The following is a 14,837-nucleotide window of genomic DNA, read 5'->3' as shown; positions in this document are numbered from 1 at the left end:
TCACCTCCCATTATTTGAATTCAACAATTGTATTACCAAGTCCACCTTCGTTCATTGCAGCCATCTTAGAACTTCTTACGTGTGGATGGTTTTTCAATAGTTGAAGTACACCTTTTCTTAGGGCACCTGTTCCTTTACCGTGAATAATTGAAACCGAATTATACCCTGCCAATAACGCATCATCTAAATACTTTTCAGTACGTTGCATCGCATCTTCAAACCGTTCACCTCTAAGATCAAGTTCTGGTTTCACATGATGGCTTGTCGTACCCCGTACTGTTGCCATCGGCTTTTTCTCTATTTGTTTAGGGCGATCGAGTAATTGAAGATCTGTTATTGCTACTTTCATCTTCATGATCCCAATTTGAACTTGAAATTCTTTATCAGACACTTTTTCTACAATGTGACCTTTCTGACCAAAGCTAAGTACCTTTACCTCATCTCCAGGTAGTAGTTCTTTACCAATAGTATTTGTAGCTGCAGTTTTTTTCTTTTTATCCTTTAATTTTGGAGCAGATTCTTCTAAGCGTTTTTTCGCATCGATTAATTGATGTTCTTTTACGATTCTTGCTTCTTTTTGCAATTCTCGAAGTTCCTCAATGATAAATTCAGCTTCTTCTTTTGCAGTTTGAACTGTTTCATAAGCTTTCTTATCGGCTTCTTCGATAATTTTTTCTTTTTCTGTTTCAAACGAGGCAACTTTTTCCACTAGCTCTTTTCTAAGTTGTTCAGCTTCTTCACGAATTTTCGCCGCTTCTTCTATTTCTTTTTCAGCTGCTTTCTGACTAGATTCTAGCGAGGAAATCATGTTTTCTACCTTATTTGTTTCTGTCGATATTTGTGCCTTTGCTTTATCTATAATATCAGAACTTAAGCCAAGACGTTTTGAGATTGCAAAAGCGTTACTACGACCGGGAACTCCAAGTAAAAGTCGATAAGTAGGACTTAACGTTTCTACGTCAAACTCCACACTCGCGTTTATCGCTCCTGGACGATTGTAAGCATATGCTTTTAGTTCACTATAGTGGGTTGTAGCTACAATTCGTGCTCCACGTTGGTAAACGTCATCTAATATCGCAATAGCTAATGCCGCTCCCTCTGTAGGATCAGTTCCAGCACCAAGTTCATCAAAAAGAACAAGACTTTCGTGATCTACCTTCTCTAAAATATCAATAATATTTGTCATATGAGAGGAGAACGTACTTAAATTTTGTTCAATTGATTGTTCATCACCAATATCTGCAAATATAGATTTAAATACAGCCACTTCAGATCCTTCATCAACTGGAATGTGTAAACCTGATTGCATCATTAAAGTAAGTAACCCTGTTGTTTTTAGTGTAACTGTTTTACCGCCTGTATTTGGTCCAGTAATGACAATAGAGCTATATGTTTTACCAAGCTCTACATCAATCGGTACTACTTCATCATGTCCAATTAATGGATGGCGAGCTTTTTTCATGTTCATATATCCAATGTCGTTTAATTTTGGTTGGGAAGCTTTTAGCACTTTTGAATATAAGGCCTTAGCAAAAATAAAATCTATTTCAGCTAGCGTTATTATATTTTGTAATAGTTCATCACTAACGAGAGAAACCTTCTCTGAAAGCTCCAATAAGATCTTTTCTATTTCTTGCTTCTCCTTAACCCGAACTTCACGTAATTGATTATTAATAGATACTACTGCTTGTGGCTCAATAAAAAGTGTTGCTCCTGAAGCTGATTGATCGTGAATTAACCCACCAAAATTACTACGATATTCTTGTTTTACTGGTATAACGTAACGATCGTTACGGATTGTAATGATTGAATCTGATAACATCTTTTGATTACTAGATGACCTGATTATACTTTCTAGTTTTGAACGAATCGATGCTTCGTGACTTTTAATTTGCGAGCGAATCGTACGTAACGTTGGACTAGCAGAATCAAGCATATGTCCATGGTCATCAATACACATTTTAATTTCACGTTCTACATCAGTAAGTGGTGTAATCGTCGCCATTAATTCTGCTAGTATTGGTAGCTCTACTTCGTCTTCAAGCATATCTTCTATAAACTTTTTAAATCTTCTTCCACCATAAATGGTACTTGAAACATCTAAAAGCTCGATTTCATTTAACATACCACCTATTTGAGCACGTTTTACACTAGCGTTTATATCACGTATTCCCCCTAATGGTGCCTGACCCTTTAAACGGAGTACTTTAGTTCCTTCATGCGTTGCGTTTTGCGCATGTTGTATTTCTTCAATGTTTATCATTGGTACTAGTTCATCTACTTTTTTTCTACCTAGCGAAGAGCTTACATGTTCGATCAATTGATTCTTCATTTTATCGTACTCTAGGAGACGACATACACGTTGTAACACTGTCCCAACTCCTTAATCATTTCTATTTAAATAATTCTTTAGTGCAGGAAGATCCCAACTATTGATTACAGTTTCTTTTTTTATCCAACCTTTTCTCGCACTTGATACGCCAATTTCCATATCATTTAACATATCCAAATTATGTGCGTCTGTATTAATCATAATCTTCACCCCTTTTTCTTGAGCTTTTTTTAGCCAATGACTAGCTAAATCAAGACGATGTGGGTTTGCATTTAGTTCTAAAGCTGTATTTGTTTCAACCGAAATATCAATTAGTAAATCTACATCTACATCATAACCTTCTCTTCTTCCAATCAGCCTTCCTGTTGGGTGAGCAATTAAATCTACATGGTGATTTCTTAAAGCGTTTGTTAAACGTTCCATAATCACAGCTCGCTCTTGGGAAAATGATGAATGTATCGATGCAATAACAAAATCAACTTCTTTTATCACTTCATCATCATAATCGAGAGTCCCATCAGGTAATATATCCATTTCAATACCAGTAAAAATTTTGAAGTCATCCCACTTTTCATTAAGCTTAGCAATCTCTCTGTGTTGTTCCTTAAGTCTTTCTACGGTAAGGCCGTTAGCTACTTTTAAAAATTTTGAATGATCGGTAATGGCAATGTAAGAATATCCTTTTTCTCTACATGCTTCGGCCATTTCTAAAATAGAATTTGCTCCATCGCTCCAGGTTGAGTGCATGTGCATATCTCCACGTATATCGTCCAACGAAATTAATGGATTTTCGATTTGCCATACATCAATCTCGCCATCGCCTTCTCGCACTTCAGGGGGAATGTACTGAAGTCCAAAGTGTTCGAAAAATTCTTCTTCGGAGCGAAATGTACTTATTTTTCCAGTTTCAATATTTTCTACTCCATATTCACTAATTTTCTCGCCGCGTTCTTTTGCAAGCTGCCTCATTTGAACGTTATGATCCTTTGATCCTGTAAAATGATGTAGTGCAGTAGCAAATTCATTCTCTGTAACAAGTCGAAAATCTACTGATAAACGAAGGTCATTCATATTTAAATGTAACGATACCTTTGTGTCCCCAGCAGCAATTATTTCACCTACGTTTTGAAACTTTAAAAGCTGGTCACGTATCTCTTTTGGATCATCTGTTGCTATAATATAATCTAAGTCCTTTACAGTTTCCCTTACTCTCCGCAAACTCCCAGCCCGTGAAAAGCGAATAATACCAGACATTTTTACCAGGTTTTCTTCGATTCTTTTCGCAATTGGTAAAACCTCGTAAATAGGGAGACGTTCTGGTTGCTTTCCAAAATCATCGATAGCAGCTAATAATTTTTCTTCTGTCTTTTTACCAAAACCAGCTAGGGCTTGTACTTTTTCATCTAAACAAACTTGTTTAAGAGTTTTAACATCCACAACGTTTAATTCTTGATATAACTTTCCAATCTTTTTACCACCAAGTCCTGGTAGCTTTAATAATGGAATTAGTCCGGCTGGTAGTTCATTCATTAATTCTTCTAACAGACTAGACTTTCCTTCATTCTTTAGTTCTTCTATAACTGTAGCTGTTCCTTTACCAATACCTTTAAGTTTTGCTGGTTCATCTATCTGTTCTAGTGTTCTTTCATCTACTTCTAACGCCTGTGCAGCTTTTCTGAACGCTGAAACTTTAAAGCTGTTTTCGCCTTTTATTTCCATATATAAAGCAATTGTTTCTAGTGTAGTTATGACTTGTTTTTTGTTCATATTAAACCCCTCTCTTTATTTTGAGAGTATATATCTCACAAAATGATCATACCTTCTTTTTACTAATATGAGCAAATAATTTTGAACTCAATCAGTAATGGATTTTCTTAATTCGCGCCTAATTATCAGTTTAACTAAACCAAATTCTCATCTAAACTTTTCGACTTTCTTAAGCTTCAAGACGGGATCACTGCCTCTTAGGAAGTGGCATAAGAAAATTTAAGTCTTCAAAAATCTTTATAGCGTTGATCATCCATCATAAATAGAAAATAAACCTCTCGTATTGATAGAGAAGTTTATTTTCTATACATTAAAATATATTTTCAATCCACATTTCCTTCAACTCGTTAGATAAAATTGGTGTATAATCTAAAATTAATTTTGCAAACGTAGATTCTTTAAGGATATCTTGAACAAATTCGATAGGTAATAGGGCTGCGATATGGAGTAAAACTACTAAAATAAGTAATGTTTCTAAAAAACAAAGAATACCACCAAGCCATCCGTTAATAGTACTTAAAATAGGTAGATGTGCTAAAAAGTCAAACATAGAGCCGATAATTTGCAAGAATATTTTGGTTGAAAAAAACAAGATTGCAAAAGCAATTCCAGTGTAATAAACATGTTCAAAATTAAATGCCTCTATCAACATAAAAGCTGGATTATCGGTTGGGAATTGCGGGTATGGAATCCAAAGTCTAATGTGAGTCGCTAGTTCACCATGGTAAAGATAAGCTACAATAAAAGCAAGAATAAAACCAGTTAAGTGAATGAGTTGAAGTATGAAACCTCTCCTAAATCCAACAAAAAAACTTGTAATTAATAAAATAAATAATAGTAAGCTAAACATTTTTTATTTTTCCCCATCTTTCTTTAATCTTTCTTTCTCTACTTGTTTTTTCAGACGCAAATATTCATCACTAATATTCACTGCTGTTAATACAGCTAGCTGCATTTTATCAAGATACGGATTTGCATTTCTCATTTCTTTCATTTTTTTATCTACTAAATTTGCAACCTCAATAATATGCCCTACATCCGTCCTACCGGAGATCACATATTTTTGTCCATTTATCGTTACCGTAGTTCGTCGTTTCCCATTTTCTTCTCTCACAACGACCCTCCTATTCGAAAAGCTCAAGCACCTTATTTAAAAGCAACGGATACAAAAGTGCTTTGAGGAAAACCACTTTTGGTCTCCTTTGTACTTCTGATATTACCTATCGCAAACAGCAATAAAGTAACTACAAGCAGTGTACTAACTGAAGCATCCGAGCTGGTAGGCGCTGAAACTAGACATCTCTCCAACTATATATTTGTATATTCTTTCTTCCTATATGTTACGAAACAAGTAAGCGCTATGATACATCTTTATAATCAAAAAATCCTACATTCTATCATATCACGAACCGACTCGATTGGAAATATGTCGTTTGATAATTGAGAAGGAATGGGAAACAATGGTACAATCAATGTTAATATATAATCACAAACACTTTTAGCGTACTAGGTATAGTATCTTAGTAGCAAGAATAATGCATGATGAAATTCTTTAAATTTCACATTGAATAAAGGAGTTTTCACTTTGGGCCAACAAGTTTTGTTAGTAGAAGCTAGTACTATTGAAAAAATGAAACAATTTTATAATGACAGTTTACAATCTAAACTACCACCTGGGGCAGTCTTCTCAGCAAAACCTACGAATTGTACCGTTACTGCTTACAAGTCAGGGAAAGTTTTATTCCAAGGAGCAAGTCCTGAGGCAGAAGCTATAATTTGGATGGAATTTGCAAAGGGCGCAGTTCATCAAAACAAAAAAAATAAGACGATTAATAATGGTGATGAGAAAAAACGTTTATCTCAACTATCCTTAATCGGCTCTGATGAAGTAGGCACAGGAGATTATTTTGGACCGATGACAGTAGTGGCATCCTTTGTTTCTAAAGAGAAATTCCAACAACTTACAGAGCTCGGGGTAAAAGATTCGAAAGGAATGAAAGATCCTGAAATATGCAAAATAGCGAAACAACTAATTAAGGAAATTCCTTATAGCCTACTGGTTCTTCCAAATGAAAAATATAATTCACTCCAAACGAAAGGTATGAATCAAGGGAAAATGAAGGCTATATTACATAATCAAGCGCTGCTACATTTAAAAAAGAAGTTAGCCGATACACCCTATGATGGAATTTTAATTGATCAATTTGTTGAACGGAATATTTATTATCGTTACATTGCTGGTCAAAAAGAAAAAGTACAAGGCGAAAATATGTTTTTTCATACAAAAGCAGAATCGCTTCACTTATCTGTTGCAGCATCATCAATTATTGCCCGTTATGCTTTTGTAAAAGAAATGGATAAGCTAAGTGAGGCTGCAGGGTTTGAAATACCCAAAGGAGCTGGTCCTCATGTAGACAAAGCCGCGGCTAGTCTGATAAAGAAACAAGGTGTACAGGCTTTAAATAAATTCTGCAAGTTACATTTCGCGAATACCGAAAAGGCAAAAAAACTACTTTAATAATGGGAATGTTGATTGAGAGTAAATTACTACCGTCAATCAACATTCCCGTTTTTCTTTTTTATACGAAGAATATTTCCGTAAAACCGATTGTCTTCTGCTAGCTTTTCCCATTTTGCTTTATCATTGATCACAATAATTTCTGTTGAGATTTCTTCTGTTGAAAGTTTTATCACCTTTTCTACTTCCTTTTGAAACTCAATATTGTTAACAAGATTCTGTTTAATTAGTTGATAATCTTTACTTGCGATAAAACAAGCGATTTTATCTTCTCCACAATAAACACATTCATTTCCTTGCATCAAACTAGTAAGTTCATGTGTAATTAATGAATTACACACCCATTTATTTTCTTTTATTAAATATAAAAAATCAGTAGAATAATTAAGCAGTTCCCCATCCATCTGAAAAACTACATTCCACACACAATAATCCATTTTTTTCAAAGTGATAATATTTGAAATCTCGTACACAGACTCTCCACCCTTTTTATTATTAATTTTTCAATATAATCTATTACTATCGGCATAAAAAACTTCTTCTTAAATTTGCCAAAAGCGTCATTGTCTTAGTCACGACTAACCGCTTTTCCAAACAGTCATCGCAAAGTAGCAACGAAATAATCCAAATAGCAGCTTAACTGGAGGACTTTTACCAACTTTCAAATTAGAATTTCTTACTTTGTATATTAAAACGGAAGGAGAAATTCCCCCTTCCGCTTTAGGTATTATGCTCTTAAAGTTACTCCTAACTTATCTTGTAACCCTTCTAGTACGGTATTATGCACTTTCGTTACTTCTTCGTCTGTTAACGTTTTGCTAGGATCAAAGTAAGTAAGTGAGAAAGCTAAAGATTTATGTCCACTTTCCATTTTCTCACCCTGGTATAAGTCAAAAAGCTGCACTGATTTGAGTAACTTACCACCATGGTCTTCGATTACATCCATTACATGTTTAGCATTAATTTTTTCATCAACAACAAGTGCTATGTCTCTAGAAATGGCCGGGTATTTAGGAATTTCATCATAAAATACACTCTTAGGATGAAATTCAAGAACTGTTTCTAAATCAAATTGAAAGACGTATGTTTCATTTATATCTAATTCTTTTTGTAAAATAGGATGAACTTGCCCAATGAAGCCTATTTCTTTTCCTTCTAACTTGATTGCTGCTGTTCTACCAGGATGTAAACTATCTCTTTTCGCCGTTTCGTAACGAATACTTTCTGATACTCCTAGAGACTCAAACAAACCTTCAAGTACCCCTTTTGCTACAAAGAAATCTACTTTCTTTTTCTCACCTTGCCATAAATGACTGTGCCAAGTACCTGTAAATGCTCCAGCTACCATTTCTTTCTCAGTTGGTTGAGTTGACAATTCTTTTTCTTCAGATAAAAAGATTGAACCTACCTCATAAATAGCAACATCATCAATTTTACGATTGTGATTATATTGGATCACATCTAATACGTGTGGGATAAGGCTTGTTCTTAACGTACTACGGTCCTCACTCATAGGCATTGCTAGTCGAACAGGTTGAACATTCTCTAACTTTTTACCAAATCCTTTTGCTTTACTAGAATTAGTTAACGAATACGTTATAATTTGATCTAAGCCAACACTTTCTAAAAATTTCCGAACTTTTCTACGACGTAATTGTCTTTGCGTCAATGCTCCAGCCGTAGTAAGACCAACAGGTAACGTTGTAGGTATATGATCATAGCCGTAAAGCCTAGCTACTTCTTCTCTTAAATCTGCTTCGATTGTAATATCCGGTCTACGAGTTGGTACATAAACAGTTAAAAGGTCCCCGTTATTGGAATATAGAAACTGAAGTCGCTTGAAAATTCGTTCTACAACATCGATAGTTAAATCTGTACCTAACGCTTTGTTTAAACGCTCAATAGAAATTTCAACTGGTGATGGTTTCACATCAAGCTCATTAATCTCAACAAAACCTTCCAAAACAGTTCCACCTGAAAGCTCACTGATTAACGTTGCCGCTCGTTCTTGAGCTAGGACAACACGATTTGGATCAATTCCTTTTTCATAACGAACACTTGAATCACTTCGTAATCCTAAATCTTTTGATGCTTTTCTTATTGTTGGCCCTTTAAAGTAGGCTGCTTCTAGTAAAATTGTCGTTGTCCCCTCGTTAACTTCACTTTTCGCTCCACCCATAACACCAGCAACGGCAACCGGTTCACTACCATTTGTAATAACAAGGTGATCACTTGAAAGCTTGCGAGTAACATCATCTAATGTTACAATTTCCTCTCCTTCTGAAGCCCTACGAACTACAACTTGCTTAGAACCAAAAAGATCATAATCAAAAGCATGAAGTGGTTGACCATACTCTAATAAAACATAGTTTGTCACATCTACTACGTTGCTAATTGGGCGAATTCCAGCAGCCATTAAACGGTTTTGTAGCCAAAGTGGAGATGGACCAACCTTTACATCTTTAATAATCATAGCTCTATACATAGGATTATCTTCTAGTGCTTCTACATCTACCTTTATATAGTCTGAAGCGAGTTCAGAGCCTTTTGGTAAATTTGTTGTTGGAATGCTAACTTCTGCACCTAAAATCGCTCCTACCTCATATGCTACCCCAAGCATACTTAAGCAATCTGCTCGATTTGGTGTTAATCCTAGTTCTAACACCTCATCGTGTAAATTTAAGTAATCTAATGCGTCTTTCCCAACCTCAACATCATTAGGAAAAACGAAGATACCTTCTGAAACTTCTTTAGGAACAAATTTTGTTTCAACTCCTAATTCTTGTAATGAACAAATCATACCGTTTGATGCTTGCCCACGAAGTTTCGCTTTCTTAATTTTAAAATTACCCGGTAAAACGGCTCCTACTTTTGCTACGGCCACTTTTTGACCTTCTGCTACATTTTTTGCACCACAAACGATTTGTACTGGTTCTTCTTCCCCTATATCAACTTGACATAAACTAAGCTTATCGGCATCCGGATGTTGTTCACGCTTTACAACATGACCTATAACAACATTCTTTACACCTTTATTTAATGAATGTACAATGTCAACTTCAACACCGCTTCTTGTTAGACGTTCTGCTAATTCTACTGCTGATATATCATTAAGCTCAACATAATCTTTAAGCCAATTAAAAGATACTAACACAAACATTTCCTCCTTGTAAGAAAAGCTCTAGCTACTTGCTAAGCAAGTTTCGCGTTTCTTTCCGCTTTTTCGATTACTTTCCTAATGAGCAGAAATTTACTCAAAAGTGACCTATGCTATAACTTTCCAACTTCAATTTTTTATTTAATCAAGGGAATTTCATAATTACCCAAAAGTGAGCCACAAAAATTTATGCCTTGTTACGAACGGTTCATTGTAACTAGATATAGTATCTTAGTGGCGAGAATAATGCATGAAGCATTTCAATAAAACATTAAAATTATGCTCGTTTAAATTGCTCTAAAAATCTTTTATCATTTAAGTAAAAATGACGTATGTCGTCAATCCCGTACTTTAACATTGCTAAACGTTCTACACCCATTCCGAATGCAAATCCTGAATATTTTTGCGGATCAAAACCACCCATTTCTAATACACGTGGATGAACCATTCCAGCACCTAACACTTCAATCCAGCCTGTTTCCTTACAAATACGACAACCATCGCCATGACACATTACACAAGAAAGATCAACTTCAACCGACGGCTCTGTAAATGGGAAGAAGCTAGGACGCAAACGAATTTTTTGATCTGGACCGAAAAACTTCTTAGCAAACTCTAAAAGTACTCCTTTTAAATCACTCATACGAACATTTTCATCTATATAAAGCCCCTCTACTTGCATAAATTGATGTGAATGTGTAGCATCATCGTCATCTCGACGGAAAACTTTTCCTGGACAAATAATCTTTACAGGGCCTTTCCCTTTATACTTTTCCATCGTACGTGCTTGAACTGGAGATGTGTGAGTTCTTAGTAAAATTTCTTCTGTAATATAAAAAGTATCTTGCATATCACGGGCAGGGTGATCTTTTGGTAAATTTAAAGCCTCAAAGTTATAATAGTCTGTTTCTACCTCAGGCCCCTCAGCTACCTCAAAACCTAATCCAATAAAAATATCCTCAATTGTTTCTACTACCGTTGTTAGAGGATGACTTGCTCCTACTCGCGCTGGACGGCCTGGTAATGTTACATCAATGCTTTCACTTGCAAGTCTTTGTTCTACCTCTAATTCCTCAAGTTTCGCAACCTTCTCTTCTAACTTATTAGAAATCGCTTCCCTAACATCATTAGCCATTTGACCAATAACGGGACGTTCTTCAGCTGAAAGCTTTCCCATTCCGCGTAATACTTCTGTTATTGGACCCTTTTTTCCTAAATAGGATACTTTAATATCTTGTAGATCTTTTAGAGTTTCAGCTGTTTCAATTTGATTTAAAGCTTCTTGCTCTAATTCCTTTAAACGTTGTTGCATAATTTTTCCTCCTTAATTTATGTATGTTAAAAAAATTTGACCTAAACGATCAATTTTTTCACTTTAACTTTAATCAGTAGGGGGGTGTTTTTAGGATAAAAGACAAAAAAGCCCTCATCCCAAGCAAGGGACGAAGACTTCGCGGTACCACCCTAATTAACGAATCCAAACTGATTCATTCACTCAAACTTGATAACGGTCCAAGACCGATGCAACCTTAATATTTCTATGTTCCGGTGCCAACTCCAGAGCGAATTCAATTGCTACGATCATAGAAGCACTTTCAGTCTAGGTACTTCATCCCTGAAATGTCGTTTAGGCAATTTACTACTCTCTTTCAACGTTTTTAATATTATGAAATTCGAATTCAATTATAGTTGATTTTTCTCAATAAGGCAAACCTTCTTTATATCCCTAATTTTCAGTTTCAAATACGGCTTGAAGTCTTGTATTATTTACGGAGGTGATACAATAGGATACCTGTAGCGATAGAAACGTTTAGTGATTCAGCTTCTCCATAGATAGGAATAAAGAGATTTTCATCCGTCACTTGAAGAAGTTCCTTCGATAACCCATTTCCTTCATTTCCAACAATGAGAGCAAAACTCTCTGGTGATGAGACCGTTTTATATTCTTTCGCCTTTTCGTTTAAGGCTGTTCCATAAACGGGTATTTTTTCACTTTTAAGCTTTTTCACCCATTCTGTTAATTCTCCCCTAACTATCGGCAAGTGAAAAAGAGAGCCTTGTGTTGAACGAATAACTTTACTATTATACATATCGACCGTTCCCGACCCTAAAATGACTCCTGACAAACCAGCACAATCCGCTGTACGAATAATAGTTCCAAGATTACCTGGATCCTGAACTTGATCAATTAATAAATATAAACCGTTTTTCACTATCGTTAACGGTTTTCTACCTAATAATTCACAGACCGCAACAATCCCTTGAGGTGTTTGTGTATCACAAATCTCTTTCATGATTTTATCGTTTACGATATATATTGGAATGTTTGATAACTCCCAGTTTGAGGGAATAGTAAAATTCTCCTCTATAAAAATTTCATTTATAATAACATTTGAATTTAATGCTTCTTCTACCAAATGTTCTCCTTCTATTAGAAAACTCCCTAACTTTTCCCTACCTTTACGAGTATGTAATTTTTTTACTGTTTTAATCTTTATGTTTTTTACCGATTCAATTCGTTCCATAACAAACTCCTTTTTTCATTTACAAATATTTTCGTCCAATTGTTGTCATACTATAACAGAAATGCCAATTGGCTTAAATTTTATTTTACCATAAAGGAGCTGTTAATTAGATGGGGTTTAATTTACGTGGTGCAATTTTAGCAAATGTAGCAAATAGTACGGCGGATGATGTGAAAGCTACTATTGATGATGCGATGCAAAGCGGCGAAGAGAAAATGCTTCCTGGTTTAGGGGTTTTATTCGAAGTTTATTGGCAACAAGCAGATGAAACTAGTAAACAAAAAGTCATTTCTCAAATTTCTCAAGGATTACAAAGGTAAAATACCGTTATTTGAGTTCCGTTCATTAAAATGATTGCCACATCAAGCTACATTTAGGTGTGACGGGTATTAAATTAAGTGATAATGAAATATTCAAGAAAAAAGCGACCCGCATTTGGATCGCTTTTTTCTCATTTTAAGGAGGAGAATAAAAATTGTATTACAAATCAAAATATATCATTAACGATCATTGATGACCGTTTTGAACCTGTCGTAAAATTTCATGTGCGTCATTCCCAGATAGTAAAATTAATTCTTCTAATAATTCATCCCGAACTAAATCTAGGCGAATTATTTCACTTGCTAACTTTAAAGCTTCATTTTTCATTTAACATCGCCCCTATCCTTTTTGTTACTCTTATTTTAACTAGCTAAGATAATGTTTTCAGTAATATAGTAAGGTTTTATCACATTGTTTTTCCAAAAGGACCAGTACCTAATGTGAGATTCCCTAAATTAAAGGAGACTGAATTAAATTAACGAGTTCAGTTTTGGGAGAGAAAATGACAAATAACATTAGAAATAGCGTACAAATTAGATATGATTTTGTATGCTTATTTTTTTGGTATATCAACGTTTGAAAAGAATAGTCATGCAGTTTTTGATATCAAATTCCATGTGACCTAGGTGACAAAATATAGATATAAGGAATTACATGGTGCGAATGCCGTAAGAACACGAGAGTTAATCAGTCAGGGATGCCAAGCGAGAGAAATCACAATTTTGCAAGGTAGTGTTGGAAAAGTCTACATTCATTTATTGTTATCGCATCCACCTAGTCTTTCTCCTAGTAAAATCATGCAGTACCTAAAAGGAAGGTCATCAAGGTTGTATCAGGAGCAGTTTCCCGAGCTAAAAAAGAAATATTGGGGACAGCCTATGGGCAAGGGGCTACTTTTGTGCCACAGTAGGAACGGTGGATGAAGAAACAATATGAAACTATATAGCGAACCAGTTTAATAGAAAAACGATATATTCAAGATTGAAGAATGAGTTAAGTCAACATTACCGCCCTACCCTTTGAGGCTAAATACTTAAAAACTCTACCATTTTAGCTGAAGAGTCAGATGTAACCATAGGAGATTGGGAAAAAGATTTGAAAAAAATCATATATAGTATTACTTACAATTCTAAAGAAAGAGTGGTTCACGTACAGTTCATAGTAGCAAATTTTGACCGTTATTTTAGTAGTATTAAAAAAGGCAGCGAATATGAGGAAATTATATTTGAAGATGGAACAGTAGCATTTTTTCGAGAGACTCCATTCCCATCTTCAGACCTAAGTTGGTTAAAAGATCGGATAGAATATAACTTACATTACAATTTCGTTATTAATGAAGATAATAAAGCAAAAGATGAACTACTTGAAATAGCTAATTCACTGAATGTCTAATTCATATTCAAGTAACGGGTGCAAATGCTTAACAAGGAAAAGGGTTAGTTGTTGCTGATTCCTTTTATCTAGTCCTGAACAGTTTACTAAAGGTTTGGCTTTTTTTCGTGTCAACAGAAAAAATAATCAATGTATTTCTATGTTGAGTGGATTGATGAAAACAAGAAGAAACTATGTCTGAGAAGATTTGTATAAAATCATTGACAATATTTCAGAAAAAAATTTAGAGAAGGTAAAAGAAATCCTTGAAACATTAACTAAGTATGAACAGGAATTTTATGAAGTTGAACCAACTAATGAGGAAAAGAAAGCAATTGAAGAGGCAATGTATAGTGAATTTCATTCTTTTGAAGATGTGTTTAAGGATGACTTAGATGTTTGAAATTAAAGTTTCGAACAAATCCAAAAAGTTTGTTCAAAAACAAGACGCTCCTACAAGAAAAAGAATAAAGAATGCTTTATTACAGTTAGCAGAAGACCCATATTATCGAAAAGAAAATGACATCAAAAAGATGAAAGAGTACAACGATATATTTAAACTCAGAGTTAGCGACATCAGAATGATTTATAAAGTAGAACTCAAGTTTCGCAGTTAAATTTTAAAAGCGAAACCTTGGTACTACTAGTGCCATTTAAAACTAAATATATCTATTGACTTGAAATTTGGAAATACAAAAAGCACCCACTATTTGGTAAGATGTTATCGACCAAGAAAACAAATAACCAATAGAGAGGTGCTCCCTATATGATAGTCGATAAGCAGGACAATAATCAACTTCCAAATGAAATTTTAGGTCATATGAAAGAATTACGAGTGTTCGAATG

At 34.8% G+C, this 14,837-nt stretch carries 15 protein-coding genes and 1 other annotated feature; of the genes, 6 read left to right on the top strand and 9 right to left on the bottom strand.

Annotation, left to right across the window (positions count from 1 at the left end; translation table 11 throughout):
- Positions 1–10 precede the first annotated feature (10 nt).
- From BKP37_RS09400 to zapA, 4 genes are all read right to left on the bottom strand, one after another.
- Positions 11–2,371, bottom strand: coding sequence for an endonuclease MutS2 (locus BKP37_RS09400; protein ID WP_084034634.1), 2,361 nt, complete (start codon positions 2,369–2,371; stop codon positions 11–13).
- Between the two features lie 12 nt (positions 2,372–2,383).
- Positions 2,384–4,099: a DNA polymerase/3'-5' exonuclease PolX gene (polX, locus tag BKP37_RS09395; RefSeq protein WP_071309358.1), complete on the bottom strand. Its 1,716-nt coding sequence runs from the start codon at positions 4,097–4,099 to the stop codon at positions 2,384–2,386.
- 310 nt (positions 4,100–4,409) lie between these two features.
- Positions 4,410–4,949, bottom strand: coding sequence for a CvpA family protein (locus tag BKP37_RS09390; protein ID WP_071309357.1), 540 nt, complete (start codon positions 4,947–4,949; stop codon positions 4,410–4,412).
- Positions 4,950–4,952: 3 nt separating this feature from the next.
- Positions 4,953–5,213 carry a cell division protein ZapA gene (zapA, locus tag BKP37_RS09385; RefSeq protein WP_071309356.1) on the bottom strand — a complete coding sequence of 87 codons (261 nt, stop codon included), beginning with the start codon at positions 5,211–5,213 and terminating at the stop codon, positions 4,953–4,955.
- A 471-nt stretch (positions 5,214–5,684) separates the two neighbouring features.
- Here zapA and rnhC point away from each other — a divergent pair, with 471 nt between their 5' ends.
- Complete coding sequence (gene rnhC, locus BKP37_RS09380) at positions 5,685–6,617, top strand: ribonuclease HIII (RefSeq protein WP_071309355.1); 933 nt, start codon at positions 5,685–5,687, stop codon at positions 6,615–6,617.
- A 35-nt stretch (positions 6,618–6,652) separates the two neighbouring features.
- Here the strand turns inward: rnhC and BKP37_RS09375 are convergent, their stop codons facing one another.
- The 4 genes from BKP37_RS09375 to BKP37_RS09360 all read right to left on the bottom strand — a co-directional run bounded on the left by BKP37_RS09375 (position 6,653) and on the right by BKP37_RS09360 (position 12,299).
- Positions 6,653–7,090: a hypothetical protein gene (locus BKP37_RS09375; RefSeq protein ID WP_071309354.1), complete on the bottom strand. Its 438-nt coding sequence runs from the start codon at positions 7,088–7,090 to the stop codon at positions 6,653–6,655.
- 254 nt (positions 7,091–7,344) lie between these two features.
- Complete coding sequence (gene pheT, locus BKP37_RS09370) at positions 7,345–9,771, bottom strand: phenylalanine--tRNA ligase subunit beta (protein WP_071309353.1); 2,427 nt, start codon at positions 9,769–9,771, stop codon at positions 7,345–7,347.
- Positions 9,772–10,051: 280 nt separating this feature from the next.
- A complete protein-coding gene (pheS, locus tag BKP37_RS09365) occupies positions 10,052–11,086 on the bottom strand; it encodes a phenylalanine--tRNA ligase subunit alpha (RefSeq protein WP_071309352.1) in 1,035 nt (344 codons plus the stop codon).
- A gap of 123 nt (positions 11,087–11,209) precedes the next feature.
- Positions 11,210–11,436 (bottom strand) — a binding site (T-box leader).
- Positions 11,437–11,537: 101 nt separating this feature from the next.
- Positions 11,538–12,299 (bottom strand): TrmH family RNA methyltransferase, encoded by a 762-nt coding sequence (locus BKP37_RS09360; protein ID WP_071309351.1) that lies wholly within the window; start codon positions 12,297–12,299, stop codon positions 11,538–11,540.
- A gap of 110 nt (positions 12,300–12,409) precedes the next feature.
- Between BKP37_RS09360 and sspI the strand changes: the two genes are divergently transcribed.
- Entirely contained in the window at positions 12,410–12,619 is a 210-nt protein-coding gene (gene sspI / locus BKP37_RS09355) for a small acid-soluble spore protein SspI (RefSeq protein WP_071309350.1), read from the top strand.
- Between the two features lie 187 nt (positions 12,620–12,806).
- Here the strand turns inward: sspI and BKP37_RS20075 are convergent, their stop codons facing one another.
- Positions 12,807–12,947 carry a hypothetical protein gene (locus BKP37_RS20075; protein ID WP_169823119.1) on the bottom strand — a complete coding sequence of 47 codons (141 nt, stop codon included), beginning with the start codon at positions 12,945–12,947 and terminating at the stop codon, positions 12,807–12,809.
- Positions 12,948–13,246: 299 nt separating this feature from the next.
- On the opposite strand from BKP37_RS20075, the gene tnpA reads away from it, so the two are divergent.
- From tnpA to BKP37_RS09335, 4 genes are all read left to right on the top strand, one after another.
- Complete coding sequence (gene tnpA / locus BKP37_RS09350; RefSeq protein WP_425424983.1) at positions 13,247–13,543, top strand: IS200/IS605 family transposase; 297 nt, start codon at positions 13,247–13,249, stop codon at positions 13,541–13,543.
- Positions 13,544–13,715: 172 nt separating this feature from the next.
- Positions 13,716–14,012 carry a hypothetical protein gene (locus tag BKP37_RS09345; protein WP_071309349.1) on the top strand — a complete coding sequence of 99 codons (297 nt, stop codon included), beginning with the start codon at positions 13,716–13,718 and terminating at the stop codon, positions 14,010–14,012.
- Between the two features lie 187 nt (positions 14,013–14,199).
- The gene (locus BKP37_RS09340) at positions 14,200–14,394 is read left to right on the top strand and encodes a hypothetical protein (protein ID WP_071309348.1); all 195 of its coding nucleotides are present in this window, start codon (positions 14,200–14,202) and stop codon (positions 14,392–14,394) included.
- Entirely contained in the window at positions 14,387–14,608 is a 222-nt protein-coding gene (locus BKP37_RS09335) for a type II toxin-antitoxin system RelE family toxin (RefSeq protein WP_071309347.1), read from the top strand. Before BKP37_RS09340 ends, BKP37_RS09335 begins: the two co-directional genes overlap by 8 nt.
- Positions 14,609–14,837: the final 229 nt, after the last annotated feature.

Source organism: Anaerobacillus alkalilacustris, from assembly GCF_001866005.1.
Taxonomy (GTDB): Bacteria; Bacillota; Bacilli; order Bacillales; family Anaerobacillaceae; genus Anaerobacillus; species Anaerobacillus alkalilacustris.
Note: the sequence above shows the minus strand (reverse complement) of the source record. Positions and strands in the feature narration are given on the sequence as shown.